This window comes from Actinoallomurus sp. NBC_01490 (genome assembly GCF_036227085.1).
GTDB lineage: Bacteria > Actinomycetota > Actinomycetes > Streptosporangiales > Streptosporangiaceae > Actinoallomurus > Actinoallomurus oryzae.
On the sequence record NZ_CP109433.1, the window covers coordinates 5,373,201 to 5,391,348 of the forward strand.

Consider the following 18,148-nt stretch of genomic DNA (forward strand, 5'->3'; position numbering starts at 1 on the left):
CGCTATGCGGTAAAATTAAGAAGTGGGTATATGGCCTAATTAGCTATATCGAAGACTGCGATGACCGTCCGTCCGTTCGCGTCACCGGTCCAGTCCCAGCGACTGGCCAGGGTCGCGACGGTCTTCAGACCACGTCCGGACTCTTCCAGCGGGTCGGGTTCGCGTGCTGCGGGCTCGCTTGTTCCACCTTGGTCGGTTACACCGATGGAGATGCCGGAGGGCCACCGCCGTACCTCCACGGTGAAGCGGCCGCCGGGCAGGGCGGAGTGTGTGTGCCTGAGTGCGTTGACGACGAACTCTCCCACTGTCGAGACGGCGTCGTCGGCGAGCGCGCAGCCGCTTAGGAGGTACGCGACGAACTCGCGGGCCGGTTGAGCCTGCTCGGGACGACCCGGGAAGGTGCGCCGCCAGCGCATGGCGTAACGGTCGTCCCCGAGGTCATGGCTGGCATCGGTGAGTGGCATGGACATGCGAATGCTCCTTTATGGTCGGCTGCGGTCCCGGCCTGGGGGGCGCTCGATGAGCGACAGCCGGGACCGCAGCTCCCTCACCGGCGGAGCAGCTCGGGGGAACCGCCCCGCCGGGAGCCTGGCAATCATGCGTCGCAAGGACAGAGGCCAGTCGCCGAGGTCACCCGCCCGCCCGTGACCGGCTGACCGGCCAAGACCTGCGCTGACCTCACGCTTCGCCTTCCTTGCACTACGCATCGTGCAGGGCATGAGAAGGTATCCGCAACTGTTTCAAGAAACTATTTCAAGATCGATCTTGGCTGTGAGGCTCAAGATGGTTGCCGCCGCGGTCCCCGCTGGGCAGACTGCTGCGAGTGTCGACGAGGCAACCCACAGTGCGGGAACGCCGGTTGGCCGCTGAGCTGCGCCGTCTCCGCGAATCGAGTGCGGTGACCCTTGAGGAGGCAGCCGAGCGGCTCGGCTGGAGCAAGACCAAGCTGTCGCGGATCGAGAACGTCCTACGGCGTGTCGCCGTCCCGGAGGTCCAAGGCCTCCTGGACCTCTACGGAGTCGCCGGCGGCCGCCGCGACGCGCTGATCGCGTTCGCGCGGACCGCCCGTCAACGTGACTGGTGGGACACCGAACCGCTGCGGACCGACTACGCGACCTACATCGGCCTGGAGGCCGAATCCGAAGCGCTGAGCTGCTACAGCATGGGAGTCATCCACGGTCTTCTGCAGACCGAGGAGTACGCCCGCCACATCATCCGAGCCGCCCTGATGCGCTTCAAGCCTCCCGCCGAGGTCGACAGGAGAGTGGCCGTACGCGCGGCGCGCCAAGCCGTACTGACCGAGCGAGACCAACCTCTGCGGTTCTGGTCGATCATCGACGAGGCAGTACTCGATCGCGAGATCGGTGGGAAAGAGGTCATGCAGGCGCAGTACAAGCGCCTACTTGAGCTGGCAGAGCTGCCGAACGTCATGCTCCAGGTGATGCCGGCCAGCGTCGGCGCCCATCCGGGCGTCATCGGTTCGTTCTCGATCCTGCAGTTCCCTGAGCAGTACTTCCCGAACGTCGTCTATGTCGAGAGCATGACCGGTGCTCTGTACATTGAGGACGAGGGCCAGGTGCACACGCACACCCTCGCCTTCGAGCAGATGCAGGCCACAGCGCTCAGCCCGGACGATTCGACGGCGTTGCTCGCACGCCGGGCGGGACGTTGACCGCAGAGAGGGACCGCATGCCCGACCGTGACATCTCCGGAGTGGTCTTCCGCAAGAGCACGCACAGCGATGGCGGGGAAGGCTGCGTCGAGGCAGCGACGCTGAACGGATCCCGGCTCGTACGCGACTCCAAGGACCCTGACGGTCCAACGCTCGCGTTCACGCCGTCAGCGTGGGCCGTCCTCATTGAAGGGATCAAGCAGGGCAAGTTCAACTTGGACTAGCGTCGGCTGGCGCGGTCAGGTCTGCCAGACCTGCTGTGGTTCAGGATGTTGCCTCGGCCGACGCCGCCTATACGCTCGGTGTGTCACGCCTTATCAGCGGAGGCAGGCGAGTGAGTCCGGCCCGAGCGTCCCCATTCCGCCCTGAAATCGCGGTCGGCGGTGGCGCATGCGGAGGGGTGGCCGGATCGAGGCGCCAGCGGACGACCGAGCTGGAGGAGGCCGCGGTGACCAGTTCATCTCTCCTCGGGCCAGCTGTGATTGTCGTCGCGGCCCATGATGCTTCTCCTGCCGAACGCGCGGGTGGCGAGGTGAGGGTTCCCAGCACGTTGCCGGTGCCGATAGCAAACAAGATGACGGTGCCCTGTCCGGTGAGCTCGGCGAGGTGTCTCGATCTTTGCCCGCGAGTGCCGACGGCGCAAACCGACGCTGTCGCCGGACGTGGAACGGACTGTACGGTCCGGCCGCTTCCACCCAGGGCTAGGTGCCGGTCTGGGCCACGGAACATCGGGAAGGTGCTCCGATGGGCGGCCTCCGGGAACCGTCCACGTCACAAGGCGGCACACAGTCGCCTGTCATGCCGATGATCGGATGGCGCGGAATCGGCGGGACAGTAGTGGCGTTGACGCTGCGCCTGGACTACCCGTTGGTCTCGTTCGACATCGGTCAGTCTTCGGCCCGACTAGAGGTCGGATCGGCGGCCCAGCGAAGACGCCCACGGGTCGATTCGGCCGGGACCACGCGAACCGCCTTCTTCGTTTTCGGCTGGTTCGTGGTCGTCTCTTCGGGCTCCAGCGTCACATCGCCAGAGATCTCGAGGCTGAACGCGAACTTGAAGTCGTCACCCAGCAGAGGGAAGGGAATGGACCAGGGCACGACCAACGATTTCGCCTCGGCGCGAGCAGCGAGGTCGGCGTAGGCTGATGGCTCGTCCTCGTACCACAACACCAGCTCACCAATGCCAACCTCGGGTTCCAGCCCGGAGACAGTGTCCGCGATCACTCGCAGACCAATGCCCTTCTGATTCGCCAGCGCACCGATGTTCTGCGGCAGCCCAATGGGGCGCTTCGTCGCGGCACTGATGCGAACCAGGTCTTCGACGGCCGCCACCAGGACCGACGGGATAGGGGACTCGCCGCTTAGGGTGAAGGCCTCCTTGGCGACGGTGAGGCCGAACTCGTCCCGTGGTCGCAGCAGGTTGTCGTTTCCCCAAGCGGCACAAAAGCGGAGCATTGGCAGGACGCGTTGCACCGGTTCACCGGCCCACCGGTCGCCGAGCAGATTGAGACCCACCTTCATTGAGCCGGTGGTCGCTCCTGTGGGCATCGCGTAGAAGTCGACGGTGATGTACCCGTCAGCGTCGACGCCATGGCGGTACTCACCTCCAGCCAGTCCGCGTCCCTTCAGACGGAACGAGAACATCCTCTCCGCGAGGCTGGCACCTTCAGCGTCCTCGATGACCCACAAGGACCGCGTCGTCGGCTCGTCCTCGAACTCCCCGAGCGCCGGGCCGATCTCCAACATATGGTCGCCCGCAGGCAGCGGCTCCCCGAGGCCGCCCGGCATATCCAGGGTAAAGTCCTCGAGGACGTCGCCTTCCAAGACCACTGGCGTGCCGTAGTCGCGCCACCGCTCCCATGCCTTACGCTGCTCGGAACTCATCCGCTCGGGATAGACCGTGTAGCCCCCGGGGATGGGACGGTCCTCCAGAGCGCTGTCGTACTTGGTATAGACGTGCCAGGTGACGTGCGGCGCATCCCGGCCTGCTCGGCCGATGACGCTTGCGATAAGGCCTGGACCAGGCGTGATGCGAGGGAGCTCCATGGTCACCTGGTAGTCGTAGTTGAAGTGAGGATCCGCGGCGTTGAGGCGGTGATGGAGCTCTGCAAGGGAGTCGGTCGCGTTGGCCGGTTCCAGCTTTTCCGGGTCGGCGGTAATGCCTTGCAACCCTGCCAGGTTGCTTATCTGGGCAAGTGCCTCGCGGACTCGTTCCAGGCCTTCACCGAGGTAGTAGTCACGAATGTTGGGCGACTCCAGCAGCAGTTCCTCGATCGAAGTCAGGCCGAACACCTCGACCGGGAACGGCGCCTTTAGGTCGGAGGCGAGGTCGAAGAGCCACTTCTCCTGTTCACGCGTGAGATCCATGGGCAGGGCCAGGTACCACTTGAAGATCCTGTATCCGAAGGTCGTCTCATTGTGAGTGGCGATGGCTCTGGTCAGAGACTTCTCGATCTGGCGCTTGCGCGAATCGTTGAGACCGTCCGCGAACTTTTTGACCTGGTAGTTCTCGACCTGCAGTTGTGACCGGCCAGGCACCGGAACCAAGACGTCCAGACCGCCGTCGCCCTGTGAAGGTTTGATGCGTCGAGCGTGCTTGTGCCGACGGCACAGACCAACGGCGATCATCCGTTCAATCGTGTCGGGGTCTACGACCGTCCAAGGAATCGCGGTCATCTCGGATCGGCCTCGTCTTGCATGTATGGCATGCCACCCCACCCCTCCGAACATCTTGCTCACCAGCAGGCTGACCCCGCGCCAACGTGCCACGTGACAGGCGTCTCTCCCGGCCATGCCGCGTTGAGCAAGTCGTGGCCGGCTGGCGTCTGGACCCGCGTCGTGGGCGAGGCTTCCAAATCGTTCCTTGAGCCTCGCTGCCCACCGAACTGGCCGGTTGTCGCTGGGAGAACGAGACTCACGTGGATGGCGTCAACCAGTCCGTCATGATCGACTACCGCATCGCGGATCCCGCAGGATACGCCATGAAGCCACAAGATCACCGCAGTTCAGAGCGGTAAGCCCAGAAATATAGCGAAAGCACAACGTGTCACGCTTTGTTCAGGGATCGGACAGCCCGCATCATGTTGCGATGAGCAACGAGACTAAGCCGTTCGTCGTGCTGATCACGATGGACCGTGAGACGTCCTCGATCGTCTTCACGCGTTCTGACGGCAAGGAGGCTCGGTTTCCTCTGCATGCCTCGCCGTTCACCGACACCAGCGCTTTGTCCAGTCTGAGTTACACGCCATCTTTCGATGCGCTTCTTGCCGTCACCCGCGCTGGTGACGACATCGCCTTCGAGCTACCGAAGCAGGGCGGCGGCGACCAACTCGCCGACCGTCTCGTCGTGTACCTGGATCAAAACCAGTGGAGTGCGCTCGCTAATGCCCTGCACGATACCGGTGGAGTCACGGACGAAGATCGCGACGCCGCGCTACACCTCACGGAGTGGGTGCGGCAGGGCAAAGTCATTCTGCCAGCGTCCGCGGGCCACTACTACGAGACTGCTAAGTGGTCCAAGACCGACAAGCGGTACCGCCTCGGGCTCACGATCCTCCAGCTCAGCCGCGGCTGGCAGATGCGCGACCCGCTTCAGGTCCGGCGCGACGAGCTCCATGCGGCGCTGCGCCGTCAGGTGACTGGCATGGCTGGCACTCCGATACCGGCCGTGTTTACCCTCGCGCCGAACGTGCTGCACTCGGCTCGGGAACGCACAACAGATATCTCACCGCCAGGCTTCCAACCGGCTGCAGCGTTCCAGCATGAGGCTCTGACATCCGCTACTGCGCTCATCGACGTAATGCTCGACTCCGAACGTCTCGAGCCGGGACCTGACATCGGCTGGACCGAAGCGACTCAGCGATTCAGTGATTGGCTTGATAGCGAGGACATCGACTCACGGCAGAAGCGCAAGCATATAGACGCCTCCCTTCTGTCTGACTTTCAGACAGAAATCGTAGATGAGGCTCGCGCTGCGGGAATATCTTCCGAACAACTTCATCACTGGAAAGAGAAGCAAGCGATCGAAGACATCCGCAGCCTTCCGGCGACGGGTCTCTTCTGCGAGATCCTACGGGACAGGCATCTCAATAAAGGGATTATCTGGAAGCGAAATGACCTAATAGATACAGTTTATCTCTCTTGCGCGGCCGGATATGCATCATTTGTAGTATGCGAGGGCCAAATGGCGAGTTTTTCCAAACAAGGAATTCGGCGCTTGAAGCGGTCAACGCAAGTGTTTCGCAAGATACGCGATGCTGTGCCAGTGATAGAAGAGGCATTGGCTGCATCGCGAAATCGTAGCGCCGGCCTTGAGGCCTGACTGCGGACATCTGCAACTACAACCCACGCCACAATCGGAAGCCTCACAGGATGGGCCGGAAGTCCTCGCAACTGGTGGCGAATTGTATCTGCCGTGCATGCAGACTTGACCAAATCGTAATGCCGGACGGAGAGCTGGTGCCGCCAGGAGTCCCATCGCGGCGGACGGGCGCGCCCTCGACGTTCAGTCACACATCCCTGAGTCGCACTTTATTCTTGCCGAGCAATGCATCGATGTCGCACGGAAGGCAGCGAAAACGCTAATTGATTAGTTGCCCTGCAGCGGCGATTGACCTGCCCGGGAGAGCATTGTACGGTAGCCGTCGGTGCCATTTCCGGAAATATATAAAGGAGAGGATTCTTAGGTTGGCCGAGCAGAGTTATAGCGGACCCCTGTCGCCACTGTCCGATGTTACGGAGGTTGCTGAGGCGATCAGTGGCGTGCTGTGCGATTTGTTCACTGACTACGAGCCGACGGACGAGGACGGGCAGCGGTCGATATTTGCAATCGGCGCAAGTCTTTTGCGCGGCAATTCCGATAATGATGAACTTATTCGAGTAGCGCATGAGGCGTACCGTGAGATCACGGAGCGCCCGTACGCAGAATGGATGGCTGAGATCAGTTACGACGCCATCGCGCATCTGGCTCAAGCATTGGTCAACTCCAGAGAGCGGCCCGACACCCAGATCATCGGACCTTCCACTCTTGAGATGCTCATCCGTGATGAAACATCGCACTCCACATTGACAGCACCCGCCGGAACCCGCATAGTCCAGCAGGTGTCGACACCCATTGGTACCTTCACGGTCACCGTAAGTGCACCTTCCACGGAGTTGCTTATGCGGTTGGCTTTGCGTCGGACTGGGATTAAGCGGTCAGCCGTGTTTGATCGGCAACAACTGTACGCCTACCTCATGGAACAGGAACAGCGACGGGCACTTACTGAGGACGTCACCGCCCGTATCTCTGTGCATCGGCTCCTAAATGTCATGGCATCACCGGGACTTAGGTCGTTGCGGATTGAAGGTTCCCATGAAACCGATTCGGCAGAACTGGAGGGGGTAGCGACTGCTTTCCGGGTTCGGCTTGCCTACGAGAGCGATATCGTGTTGGCGCCGGTCCTTGATGTCAACTGTCTCCCCGTCTCCCCTTCGCAGCCAAGCTTGATCCGCCAGCTACATGCCAGGAGAACAGATTTCGTTGAAGCGATCAGCGGCGGAGTCACTCCGGGATTCGTGGGTGATCATCTTCTTGGTCAACCCACGAGTGTCGATGAGGAGCTTTCGTTGAGGTATCTGCGTGCCGTTGCAGCAACCGATCCATTCTCAGCATTTATGGGCTACTATCACGTTCTAGAACACGAGATGGAGGATGCATGGTTTAACAACTTGCACAGGCGCGTTTCCGCTGCGGGAGGCGTCTTGCAACGACCGGTAAGTGATGTACGAGCAGCTGAACCGGACGCCGCAATAATGCTGAATGTAAATCGAAACGAGATCAAGTTCACCGAGCTGAAGGCTCTGCAGAGCCTACTAGAAGATCGTGTCGATGTCGACGATATAAGAGCGGATCTCGCCCATCATCTTGATGGCGCCCTCGACTACTTTTCGACCGGCTATCTTCCTTTTGCCGAGGTGCCCCATCTGGACTTCGCGAAGACGCAGAACGCTGCTGGCCAGACAGAGCTTAAGACCCTGCTTGCGAAGCGCATCTATAGGGTCCGGTGCGCGATTACACATAGCAAGGCGTCGAGCACCCGCTACAGCCCATATACAGACGATCTCTACCTCGGCCGCGAGGTCCCGCTTGTCAGACTCGCCGCCGAACAACTTTTGATACCGTCCGATCACCGCCTCTAGTACATACCTGTATAGTCGACGGCCCTTTCATGACATGACTAAAAGTTTCCGTCTCGCGGGCATTCCATCATTGCTTCCGCTCGTCTGGCTCGGCGCGCGCTCAACTCAGCCTTCCCTAGGTGTTCCCCCTTGGGCACGGACGAGTAAGAGCCCGATCGCGACGAACGCCCGCTCATGCCGCGTACCGGCACTGTGGCCCGGAGAACCAGCAGTCCCTTCTTCTGTGCAGCCTCGCTAGCTCTAGATGTGAATGACCAGCCGAAGAGCGAACCACCTTCGGCTTAAGGTGGGTGTCCCGGCGGAGCGCCGGTGATCAGATCTCGGCCACTCTTGGGGCCGGACTTGTGTCGGCGCTTTCAGGTCTCTGGTTTGAGGCGGCTGATGAGGAAGTCACCGACCTGTTTGTAGGCCGCGATCTCGTTGTCGCGGTTGGTGAAGCCGTGGCCTTCGTCCTCATAGACGATGTAGCGCACATCGACGTCACGGCCGCGGAGCTTGTCGACGAGTTGGTCGGCCTCGTCTTGGGGGACGCGGGGATCGCGGGCGCCCTGGATGACCAGCAGGGGCGCGGTGAGCTGGTCGACGTAGGTGATGGGGGAGCGCTCGGTCAGGAACTGCGCATCGGCTACAGGGTCGCCGAGGATGATGTTGACGAAGGCTCGCCAGGTGGGCGGGCAGGCGGCGGCGAGGGTTACTAGGTTGGACGGGCCGTACAGCGAGACTCCGGCGCTCCACAGATCGGGTAGCCGGGTCAGGCAGGAGAGTGCGCCGAATCCGCCGTACGATGCGCCGGCTACGGCGAGGCGGTCCGAGTCGATCCAGCTCAGGGACGAGACATAGGCCGCTGCGTCTTCGAAGTCGCGAAGGTCGACGCCGCCCCAGTCTCGATAGATCAGGGTGCGGAAGGTGACTCCGTACCCGGTCGAGCCGGCGGCGTTGGGGGCGTAGATCGCGATTCCCTGGTTCAGCAGGTACTGGTAGAGGCCCGATCGTTCGTAGGTGAAGCGCTCCTGGGCCTCGGGGCCGCCATGGATCCACATGACGACGGGGAACGGGCCCTCGCCGTGTGGGCGGTACAGCAGTCCGTGTATGTCTCGGCCGTCTCGTGCGGTGAAGGTGACCGTCTGCGGTTCGATGGGCTCGATGGTGGCCAGCGCGGGTGGGCGGCTGTCGGTGATGTAGGTGAGGCGACCACTGGTCAGGTCGAGGACCGCGATTTCGGCCGATCGTGTCGCGGTTTCGAGGTGGAGGGCGGCGATCGTTCCGTTGCTGGAGAGGTCGATCGCGTTGATGACGCCCGGCGGGAGCACTGGCTGTGTGGGCGCGTTGCCTCCTCGTCGGACATTGAGCACCGATCGGCCGTTCTCGTTGACGATCCACAGCAGCGTTTCGCCAGCCTCCCGTACGGTCTCGATGTCCCAGTCGGCAGTGACGGCGGGCCGGAGGCTGTGGTCATCCAACGAGTAACGAGCGCCGGCGATGAACTCGCCCCAGACCGTGGTGAGCAGGTAGAAAGCACGCGAGTCCGCGGTCCAGCCGACGGGGTCGAAGTGGGCGCTCCCGTCCGTCACCTTGACCGGATCCGCGTCCGGCTTAGCAAGATCGACGAGATAGCAGTCAGAGTCGATGTTGGAGTTGAAGCCCTCCACCACCAGCCAGCGACCGTCCGGGGAGACGCGGCCAGCCTGGTAGGAAGCCTTCCCGACGGGGATATGGCGGTGTTCCCGGCCGTCGTGGAGGTCGCGGATGATGAGGTCCTGGACAGTCTCGTCCCGGTCGTTCGCCGCGTAGATCAGGTAGCGGCCGTTCGGGTCGTACGGGTCGGCGGCGAGCCGGTACTGGCGATTGTCGGCTGCGGAGAGCTTCTCGGGCGTGCCGCCGTCGGCCGGGATTCGGTAGATCTGGTACTGCTCGTCGCCGTCGCGGTCGGCCATGAATACGAGGGACCGGCCGTCGGGCGCCCATGCGATCTGCCGTACGGCCTGGTCGGGGAACTCCACGAGACAACGCGGTTCCCCTCCGCGTACGGGGGCGACCCACAGCCCGTAGTGGCTGGAGACGTTGCTGGAGTAGGCGACCTTGGTGGCGTCGGGCGAGAGAGCGACGCCTGGCTGGAAGCGGGCTTTGGGGACGAAGGCTGTCAGGTCGAGCATCACTGTCCCGGGGGATCGGCGCGCCGGCCCGGCCGGCGCGCGGGGTCATTGGATCCAGCCGCGGCGCATGGCGGCAACGACGATGGCGATGCGTGTGTCGACTGCGAGACGTTTCTTCAGGTTGGCGAGCCGGCGTTGCACGGTCGGCAGGCTCACCTTCAGCCGGTTCGCGATGGCCTCATCGGTGAGACCCTGGGCGAGTAGCGGTAGGATGCGCTCTTCGACCGGCGGTAGCCCCGTGCTCGACTCCGGCCGCGTTCCCACCGGCATCGCGCGCTCCCACAGCAGCTCGAAGTACTCGCGAAGCGCACCCGCGACGACCGCCGAGCGAATGACCATTGCGCCCTCCATGCCGGTGGGCGTGAGCGGGAGCATGGCCACCGACTCGTCGGCGAGTTTCAACTTCATGCCGATGCGGGGGAGAAGGCGTGCCTCCTCGCCGTGTCGTATTGCCTCCTCGACGGTGCGTCTTCCGATGGTGTTGTCCAGCAGAGATGCCTCGTAGATCGCCCTGCATCGCAGGCTCTGCTCGAACGCCGGCGGTGGGCTGTAGCCGGTGGCTTCGTCGAGCGGTGTTTCAAGACGAGCGTTCTCCAGGCTCATCCAGTCGTCCTGGGCGACGTTGACCAGCGCGTGCGACAGGCGCGTTATTTCGGCGCGGTCGGTGACGATCTCAACCAGCCGGTGGCGGAACTCGCCGGATTGCGGGCGCGTGCGATCGATGCGCGAGAAGCGGCCGTGTCCGTCCATTAGCAGCTCGCAGTCGGCGAGCAGTTGATGTTGCCTTTTGCGCAGAACCCCCTGAAGCGCCATCTCGGGCGGCGCCGGTACGAAGTGAGGGGGATTCGGGCTGTCCGAGCCGACGTGAGCCATCCCGCAATCGAGCAGCTCCTGGAGCATCTCGGGACCGCCGACGAACTGCTCGGCCTCCGACGCGGGGCATCCATCGGCGGCGACAAGCTTCTCGAATACGGCCAGAACATCGTCTCTGACCAGGCCTTCGAAGAGTCGCTGGACGCCGCCCGGCTCCCAGGAGCTCATTCGTCGACTCCTCCGGTCCGTGCGAATTGGACCAAGATGTCGAAGTGCGTCGATTTGCCATGACAGGCCGAGTGTCGAGTGCTGATGTGATCACCTCACTAACAACTTTTAGTCATCGTACATGCGCACACCGTAGTCAATCGCGACCTGCGTGCGACGACACGAACGGATGGCCTTGAGCCATAGGACTTGAGAGGCGTGACCGTCGGCGTGCTGCGTACCGCTCGTCGAGCCGACGGAAGGCGGCTCTGGCCGCGACGGTGATGAGATCCCATCACTGTGGAGTGCTCCCTCTTCTCTGCAGGTCAGACACACAGTTGCCTTGACTGGCGAAAGCCCGGCACATGGCCGCGTACATCGGGGGGTAAGGCACATGGCCACCAGAGATCGTGAGGTGAAGGCCGCGAGGCGGCTTCCGTCCTTGGCCGTCGTCGTCTGCTCGGCGTTGTTGGCGGGGGCGCCACAGCCGCAGCACCGCGTAGAAGAGATCGCGCACGCGACGTCAGTTGGTCGGCCGTACGGCCACGGCTGCGTGCCTGACGGGATCCCTCCTGAGGGCCAGGCGTACGCGCAGGAGGTCTGTCGGGAGATTAGGCCTTGGCTTCCCCGTTACAGCGAATCAAATGAAGCGCACATCGTACGGTCGGCCGGTCCCCACGCGACGTTGCGCCAGCGTGTACGGCATGCCCGAGGATCCACCCCCAGAGCGCATCGAGAGGCGACGGCCGGCAAGAGGCATCCCGGTGCCTCCGAAGTGCGTACGCCTCGTGCGAGGCCGCGGCCTCCGCAGCATGTCTCGACCCATGCCCCGGTCTCCCCGTCCCAAAGCGGGGGTTCGCGGCCTTCTCACAGTTCTCGCCCCGAGCCGTCACCGGACCCTCGTATCGCGAGGCCGGTATCGCCGCCGCGCCCCGATGCTTCCCGGCCCGCGGTCGTGGCGTCGTCGTTCTCCCCGAGGCGCCGTACGGAGAAGCCGCTGCGGCTTCCGCTGACACTCGCGGTTCTGTTGATGCTCGCGATCTCGATGCTCGTGCTCAGCGCCGGTCGCTTCCCGGCGCTCGCGCGGCATGTGAGCCGACTTTCGCGGCTGAGGCCCACCCGTCATGCGTCGGCTGCGTACGAGGTCGTCGCCTCAGATGGGGTGGCCCGACGCCCTGAGGTACGAGCGGACCCTGGCGAACCCACCCAGGGCTGGTCATGTGCGGGGCCGATCGCTGTGGACGTGGCGTCTGCTGGAGGCGTGATCGGGGTGAGCGGCGCCGACGGTGTACGCGCAGCGTTGAGGGCCCTGACGGCCTCGACTCGTCACACCGTCATCATCACCGCGGACTGTGCAAGAGAGCTGTACGGAGAGGACGTCCCCACGGAGCATGCGACCGTGGCAGCCACGCTCGATGAGGCGATCGGCCTCGTGCACGCCGCGTCGGTGGAGCGGATCAGAACCGAAGAGCACGGCGGCTGGGAGAACGACGGGCGGCAAATCTGGCTATGCGCGAAAGCCGACGCCCAACAGGCCCGGCTTCGCTCCCTGTTCCAGAGCGCTGGCCGATACGGAGTCCACGCCGTGTTGCTCGGACACTGGCCCTACGGTTTGTCGCTCACCGTCGACGACGAAGGAAGGATTCTGTCCGCTCCGCCGAATGCTCAGGAGCTGACCGGCTCATACCTTGCGACGATCCCACCGGAAGCGGCCGAGGTGTCATCCCCCCGCGCGCTTCCTGAGACGGCCGGGGCGAGTACTGATACGCCGCCCATCGGTGCAGAGCCTGCGGTGGAGGCGACGACAGGGTTGCGTCTGCTGATCCTCGGCCCGGAAGCGATCCAGCTCCATGGCGACGAATTGGCAGGCCTCTTGGAGCGCCGGTTCTCGTGGGAAATTGCAACGTACCTCGCCTGCCATCCGGACGGCGCCACAGCAGACGCCATCATAGAGGATCTGTGGCCGAGCGAACCCCTGATGAGCGCCCGTAAGCGGTTCACTGATGCTGTCTATCATCTACGACGCGCTCTCAGAACCGCGAGTGGTAAGCCTCAGGAGAAGTTCGTGGTTCTCCGCATGAACCGCTACAGATTCGACGAGAACGTGTTGGACGTCGATCTGTGGGACTTCAACGCTGCTGTAATCGCTGGCCGGTCCGCCTCGGATAACGCCGAACGTTTGGCTCACTACCGACGAGCGGTCGATCTCTACCGCGGTGAGTTCGTCCACGTCGGCGACGGTCTATGGGCGGAGACGTTCCGGCATGACGTCCGCCGTAAGGCCCTTGCCGCGTTCGAAGGAGCCGCCTCGTTGCTGGAGCAGCAGAATCCGGCGATGGCGATCACGATGCTGGAAGGCGCTCGCGAGATGATGCCATGGAGCGAAGAGGCCGACCGCCGCATCATGCGGATCTACCAGCGACTTAACCGTATGAATGACGTTAGGATCGCCTACGAGGCACTCACCGAGCGGCTTGCTCGCTTCGGCGAGAAGCCAAGTGCTGAGACCCGGGAGCTCCTGCGCACGATGGCGGCGGCCGGTAACTCGATGAACTGACGGGCGCGAATTCTCGGGGTGTCATCGGTGGCCTTACCGGACGGCCCACCGAGTCGATCCCCTGTCTAGAAGCGGTGATGGCAGACCGCGCATCGACCCTGGTCATGCGCGGTCTCCATCTCTCGAATGAGGGGCCCGACATGCATGTGGTGTAGCACCTCTGCCAGATGTTCCGGCCGTGGCCTTTAACATCTGCCGTTTGTCGAGGTCGCATTAATCAATCAACTTACTTTTCCGCAATCCTATATCGCATGTCTGCCGACTGCTGTTTGTGTTCCTTTCTACCGCTGAAGCCCGACCTGCTCTGCATGCAGGAGAGTGGCTCTGACCTGGGAAAACGCTAGAAAATTTGCCACCTGGGGGGCTCCCAAGCGCGAGCTTATGTGGTCGAATAGAAGTAGCGAAAGGGAAGTGATCGCGGGGGTGGAGAATGTCGAACGATACTACTCGGGAACTGCTCGTCATCGTCGATGTACCTGACCTGTTGCCAGAAGCCCACACGCAAAGCTGTGACCGGATGGCTGAGTTCGTGCCATGCGTGTCGGCGAAGCGTGGTGCCCAGTGCTCCGGATTCGTGTCCGATCTCGATGAGGTGCGAGAGCGCTTCCCGTCCGTCGTATGGTGCGAATGCATGGACGATGTCCTTTCCCGTGGCGTCGAGAGCGACACGTCCTTCACGGACGACTTGGAGCACATCCAGACGATCCAGAGCGCTGGCCAGTCGGTGGATGTGTACTACCAGTGGGAGTACGAGGGTTACGTCTTCGCTGTAGACGGTCGCGTCGGCGCGCGTCTGTCGTTCGATGCGATCAGAGATGAAGAGGCGCGACCTTCAATCTTTGCCGAACGTGCTGCACGCGCCGTCAATGCAATCCGCTGGGCGGAGCAGGACTGGAAAAACCGTAAAGCTCACCCAGCGTCCTGATCGGATCTGGCGAGCCAGAATCCAAAACATCATCTCTTGGGGGGAGAGATAAATGTCATCAACTCACGTGCTCGACCTGTCTGCCGATATTACGGCACGACTGGCTCTGCTATGGCGTATAGACGCCGATCACATTCTTGGTATCGGAAGCGACGGTCGTACCAGTGACGGGCGAATTCGCTATTCGTATCACCTGTCCCGAAAGGGATGCACGATCTTCGAAGGCCGTGACTTCTGCTCAGGAAGCAACGCAAAGCCCACCGTCGAGGCGCTCTCCCATGCGGCAGGATGCCTTCTCGGTTTCCTGACCGTGCGGCCCGGAGACGTCGAAGAAGACTACTTCGCCGAATACACGCCCCAGCAACTCTCGTGGCGCGACGAGTTCGCCGAAGAGCTGTCGATCTACGCCCAAGATCGCTCCTGCGGCTACTGCGGAGGCGACCACGATTCGCCGACCCGTCTCCACTGCTGAACGCCACTCGCCGGGAGGAGGTATCCCATGACCCGCAGCGCGTCACCGCAACTCACGACCACGACGCCACAGATCTACGTCGCCTGCTTGCCCGCCTACGTCGCCGGACGTCTGCACGGTGAGTGGATCGACGCGAGCCAGGACGCCGAGGAGATCCGCGCGGAGATCGCCGAGATGCTCGCGCGATCGCCGGAGCCGGACGCCGAGGAGTGGGCGATCCACGACACCAGCGGTTTCGACGGTGTGCCGATCGGCGAACACGAGTCGCTGGAAAGAGTCGCCGCGCTCGCAGAGCTCCTCCTCGACTACCCAGGGGCCGTCGTAGCGGCCTTCCTCGACGGGTGGGGAGAGCGTGGCGCCGATGAGCTGATCTCGGCCTTCAGAGACGCCCATGGCGGGTGCTGGACCAGCGTGGGCGAGTTCGCCGACGAAGTGCTCGTCTCCGACGACGTGAAGGAAGCGCTCGGAGAAGAGCTCTACGGCTACCTCGGCCTCGCACGCTACGCGCACGACAGCGAGGCCGACGGTGGCTTCTCCACCGTCGGCACTCCCAGCGGCGTGCACGTGATCTGGAAGAACTACTGAGGAGGGCACGCGATGTACAGCAACGATCATCTTGACGGCGTCTTCGGGTACGTGCGTGCCGACGAGCTCCGCCGGTGGGATGTCCTGTTCGCTCCGGTCCGCCAGGTCGTCGACGACCCGTCGGCAGCGGACCCCAAGACCGTCGAAGTCGAGACGGCGATAGGCCCACAGGAATACGGCTCCGACACCCTCCTGTGGACCTACCGGCCCAACAGCACGAACACGGGCTGCGGCGAGTGCGGTGCCGAGCCCGGCGTGCCGTGCAATCCCATGACCTGCTGCGCTCTTGAGATGCTCGCTGACCTCTCCGAGAGAGTACGCGAGCACCACGAGCGCTAAGACGGGGCTCTATGCCGTGTGGGCCGGACGGGTTGGCCGTCCGGCCCACGGTCATTCACAGATCAGCAGCCCGTCCACCACATCGGCGTGGGGCGGCCCGTGAGCCTGTGCCACGCCGTCGAGACGGCCACCACGTGCGGCGCCGGTTCGGACGTGTGCTCAGTCGTGGTCGGGATGGTGGGAACCGCAGCGGCACCGGCTGCGGTGGCGGTCGTGACGCGACGAATCCAGCTGACTCCCTGTCCTGTCATGCGTTGCACGCCCTTCTCTTTTCGGTGGCGGTGTGGGCCCGCCCTGGGCGGCGGGCCCCTCGTCCGGCCGGAGCGCCGGCCTGACGAGGTCAGTGGTGGCGGGCATAGGGCCGGGTGAAGCCCACGACTCCGCCGGGGTAGTTGCGGTAGGACTGCACGCGTACGTTCGTGCCGGTGTGGGGGGCCACGAGCATGAGGCCGCGCGGGACGTCGTAGACGATCCCGACGTGCCCCGGCCCGGAGTGACCAGGGCGGTAGTCGAAGAAGACCAAATCGCCAGGTGCTTCCTGGCCTGTCGGCACGCGCGGACCGAACCAGTACTGGGCGTCCGACAGCCGGGGGATGGCGATGCCGGCGGAGCGGTACGCCATCATCGTGAGACCCGAGCAGTCGTAGCCGGTGGGACCGGTGCCGCCGTAGATGTACGGCTTGCCCACCTGTGCTCTGGCGTAGGCGATGACTCTGGCCGCGATCACCGTCGGAGCGGACACCGGACCATCGAGATCACATCCGTCGTCGCCGGTGGTCTCGGCGATCTTGCCTGCGGCGTACCCGCGCGCCTGGGCGATGACGTCGTCCACGTACGAGGTGGAGTGGTTGTAGGCGAAGATCGCCTCACGTAGACGTACGGGCGCGCCGTTGGCTCTGAGGTAGCGTGCTGCGGCCGGAATGGCGTCGGCGGGATTCGTGATGTCCCTGCGTCCGTCCGCGTCGCCGTCGACGCCGTACGCGGTCCACGTGGCGGGCATGAACTGCATCGGGCCGCGGGCGCCTGCGCTGTAGGTGCTCAGGTCACGTCCGTGGTGCGATTCGATGTGGCCGATGGCGGCGAGGATCGTCCACGGGATGCCGTACGCGTTCCCGGCGGCCTGGTAGAGCCGGAGGTAGGCCGCCGGGATGTCGCGTGCGCCGCCACTCGCGCCAGGTTGGGCACTGGCCGGACAGCCGCCGTCCACCCTGTTCCCGGCAGAGGTCAGCGCGCCGGTCGCGCCGCCGATCAAGGTCGCCATCAATACGGTTCCTGCGCCTGTCGCGGCGCCGATGACGGTCAGCGCCGGCATGGGACACCCGTCGGTTCTGTCGGGCGTGTCGTCCATGCGCTCGGCTCGAGACCCGACGATGCGGAGCCGGCGCCTGCCCGCTGTTGCTCGGCCGGTCGGGCGAAATCCACCAGCGAGCGCCGGTCGTCGCGGTGTAGGTCGGCCCAGATCGGACCGCTTGGGTGTCGGAGCGTCTCGTCGTACGAGGCGGTCAGTACGGGCACGGCTGCGGCGGAGCAGGAGCGGCGGAAGTTGGCCTCTCTGCGCGCAGAGGTGAAGTAGAAGAGCAGCGGCGTGCTGATGCCCGTCGCTCGGATGAGACGTCCGTAGCCCTCGGTCTTGGCGACGACGCGGGAGAGCGTTTCGGTGCCGTTGTCGTACTCCAGGAAGAAGTCGAGTCGGCGGTCGGCGGTGCTCCATCGGCCGTGCCCGTCGGGTTGGACGAACTTCTTCCACGTGGCCGCGCACCGTGCCTCGGGCCACCACTCGGCGAGCCAGCCTTGCCCGGCCGGAGTCGCCAGGCGAGCGAAGAAGCCATTGACGCCGAGCAGGTGTCCGAGCTTGGCGGACAACATCACGGCGCCGGCCCGATCGCGTCGCCAGCCCAGCTCTTTAAGGGTGAGGCCGCGCTCGGCGGCGACCACCTCGGCGCCGGCGGTGTTCAACAGCCAGTGGCAGGGCGCGGACCCGCCGCCCGGTCGCAGCGGGCGGACCTTGGTCAGTACGTCGAGCCGGTGCAGGACGAGCAGCCGGTGATCGGCGGTGTCCCGGTTACCGGCGAACGCGAGGTCGGCGACATGCTCGGTGGTGAACACCTTGTGTTCGAGGAGCATCCGCAGCAACCAACGGTCGCGCGCGGTCAACCGGGCCGACAGCAGGCTGAGCAGGTCGTGCCCTGGTCGCCGGGACCTGGTGGTCTCGGTGGACATGATCGATCCCCCCGTCTCAGGCGGCT

The 18,148-nt window shown here is 63.9% G+C and carries 15 protein-coding genes; 9 read left to right on the top strand and 6 right to left on the bottom strand.

Going from position 1 to position 18,148, the window contains the following annotated elements; translation table 11 throughout:
• Positions 1–35 precede the first annotated feature (35 nt).
• Entirely contained in the window at positions 36–470 is a 435-nt protein-coding gene (locus OG417_RS25130) for an ATP-binding protein (RefSeq protein ID WP_329260830.1), read from the bottom strand.
• A gap of 374 nt (positions 471–844) precedes the next feature.
• Here OG417_RS25130 and OG417_RS25135 point away from each other — a divergent pair, with 374 nt between their 5' ends.
• Complete coding sequence (locus OG417_RS25135) at positions 845–1,672, top strand: helix-turn-helix domain-containing protein (RefSeq protein ID WP_329262564.1); 828 nt, start codon at positions 845–847, stop codon at positions 1,670–1,672.
• Positions 1,673–1,689: 17 nt separating this feature from the next.
• Complete coding sequence (locus OG417_RS25140; protein WP_329260833.1) at positions 1,690–1,896, top strand: DUF397 domain-containing protein; 207 nt, start codon at positions 1,690–1,692, stop codon at positions 1,894–1,896.
• Between the two features lie 663 nt (positions 1,897–2,559).
• Here the strand turns inward: OG417_RS25140 and OG417_RS25145 are convergent.
• The gene (locus tag OG417_RS25145) at positions 2,560–4,347 is read right to left on the bottom strand and encodes a hypothetical protein (RefSeq protein WP_329260836.1); all 1,788 of its coding nucleotides are present in this window, start codon (positions 4,345–4,347) and stop codon (positions 2,560–2,562) included.
• 412 nt (positions 4,348–4,759) lie between these two features.
• On the opposite strand from OG417_RS25145, the gene OG417_RS25150 reads away from it, so the two are divergent.
• Both OG417_RS25150 and OG417_RS25155 read left to right on the top strand, forming a co-directional pair.
• Positions 4,760–5,992: a hypothetical protein gene (locus OG417_RS25150; RefSeq protein WP_329260840.1), complete on the top strand. Its 1,233-nt coding sequence runs from the start codon at positions 4,760–4,762 to the stop codon at positions 5,990–5,992.
• Between the two features lie 365 nt (positions 5,993–6,357).
• On the top strand, positions 6,358–7,851 hold the full coding sequence (locus OG417_RS25155) for a hypothetical protein (protein WP_329260845.1): 1,494 nt from the start codon (positions 6,358–6,360) through the stop codon (positions 7,849–7,851).
• Between the two features lie 356 nt (positions 7,852–8,207).
• On the opposite strand, the gene OG417_RS25160 is transcribed toward OG417_RS25155, so the two are convergent.
• Positions 8,208–10,004, bottom strand: a complete 1,797-nt coding sequence (locus OG417_RS25160) for a S9 family peptidase (protein ID WP_329260847.1) — start codon at positions 10,002–10,004, stop codon at positions 8,208–8,210.
• 45 nt (positions 10,005–10,049) lie between these two features.
• Positions 10,050–11,045 carry a helix-turn-helix transcriptional regulator gene (locus OG417_RS25165; protein WP_329260851.1) on the bottom strand — a complete coding sequence of 332 codons (996 nt, stop codon included), beginning with the start codon at positions 11,043–11,045 and terminating at the stop codon, positions 10,050–10,052.
• Positions 11,046–12,423: 1,378 nt separating this feature from the next.
• Here OG417_RS25165 and OG417_RS25170 point away from each other — a divergent pair.
• The 5 genes from OG417_RS25170 to OG417_RS25190 all read left to right on the top strand — a co-directional run bounded on the left by OG417_RS25170 (position 12,424) and on the right by OG417_RS25190 (position 15,902).
• Entirely contained in the window at positions 12,424–13,581 is a 1,158-nt protein-coding gene (locus OG417_RS25170; RefSeq protein ID WP_329260854.1) for an AfsR/SARP family transcriptional regulator, read from the top strand.
• Positions 13,582–14,011: 430 nt separating this feature from the next.
• Positions 14,012–14,506, top strand: a complete 495-nt coding sequence (locus tag OG417_RS25175; protein WP_329260856.1) for a hypothetical protein — start codon at positions 14,012–14,014, stop codon at positions 14,504–14,506.
• Positions 14,507–14,558: 52 nt separating this feature from the next.
• Positions 14,559–14,978: a hypothetical protein gene (locus OG417_RS25180; RefSeq protein ID WP_329260859.1), complete on the top strand. Its 420-nt coding sequence runs from the start codon at positions 14,559–14,561 to the stop codon at positions 14,976–14,978.
• A gap of 27 nt (positions 14,979–15,005) precedes the next feature.
• Positions 15,006–15,563 carry an antirestriction protein ArdA gene (locus tag OG417_RS25185; protein ID WP_329260862.1) on the top strand — a complete coding sequence of 186 codons (558 nt, stop codon included), beginning with the start codon at positions 15,006–15,008 and terminating at the stop codon, positions 15,561–15,563.
• A 12-nt stretch (positions 15,564–15,575) separates the two neighbouring features.
• The gene (locus OG417_RS25190) at positions 15,576–15,902 is read left to right on the top strand and encodes a hypothetical protein (RefSeq protein ID WP_329260864.1); all 327 of its coding nucleotides are present in this window, start codon (positions 15,576–15,578) and stop codon (positions 15,900–15,902) included.
• A gap of 340 nt (positions 15,903–16,242) precedes the next feature.
• Here OG417_RS25190 and OG417_RS25195 read toward each other — a convergent pair whose 3' ends face one another.
• Positions 16,243–17,163: a C40 family peptidase gene (locus OG417_RS25195; protein WP_329260866.1), complete on the bottom strand. Its 921-nt coding sequence runs from the start codon at positions 17,161–17,163 to the stop codon at positions 16,243–16,245.
• A 38-nt stretch (positions 17,164–17,201) separates the two neighbouring features.
• A complete protein-coding gene (locus OG417_RS25200) occupies positions 17,202–18,122 on the bottom strand; it encodes a replication-relaxation family protein (RefSeq protein WP_329260868.1) in 921 nt (306 codons plus the stop codon).
• Positions 18,123–18,148 lie beyond the last annotated feature (26 nt).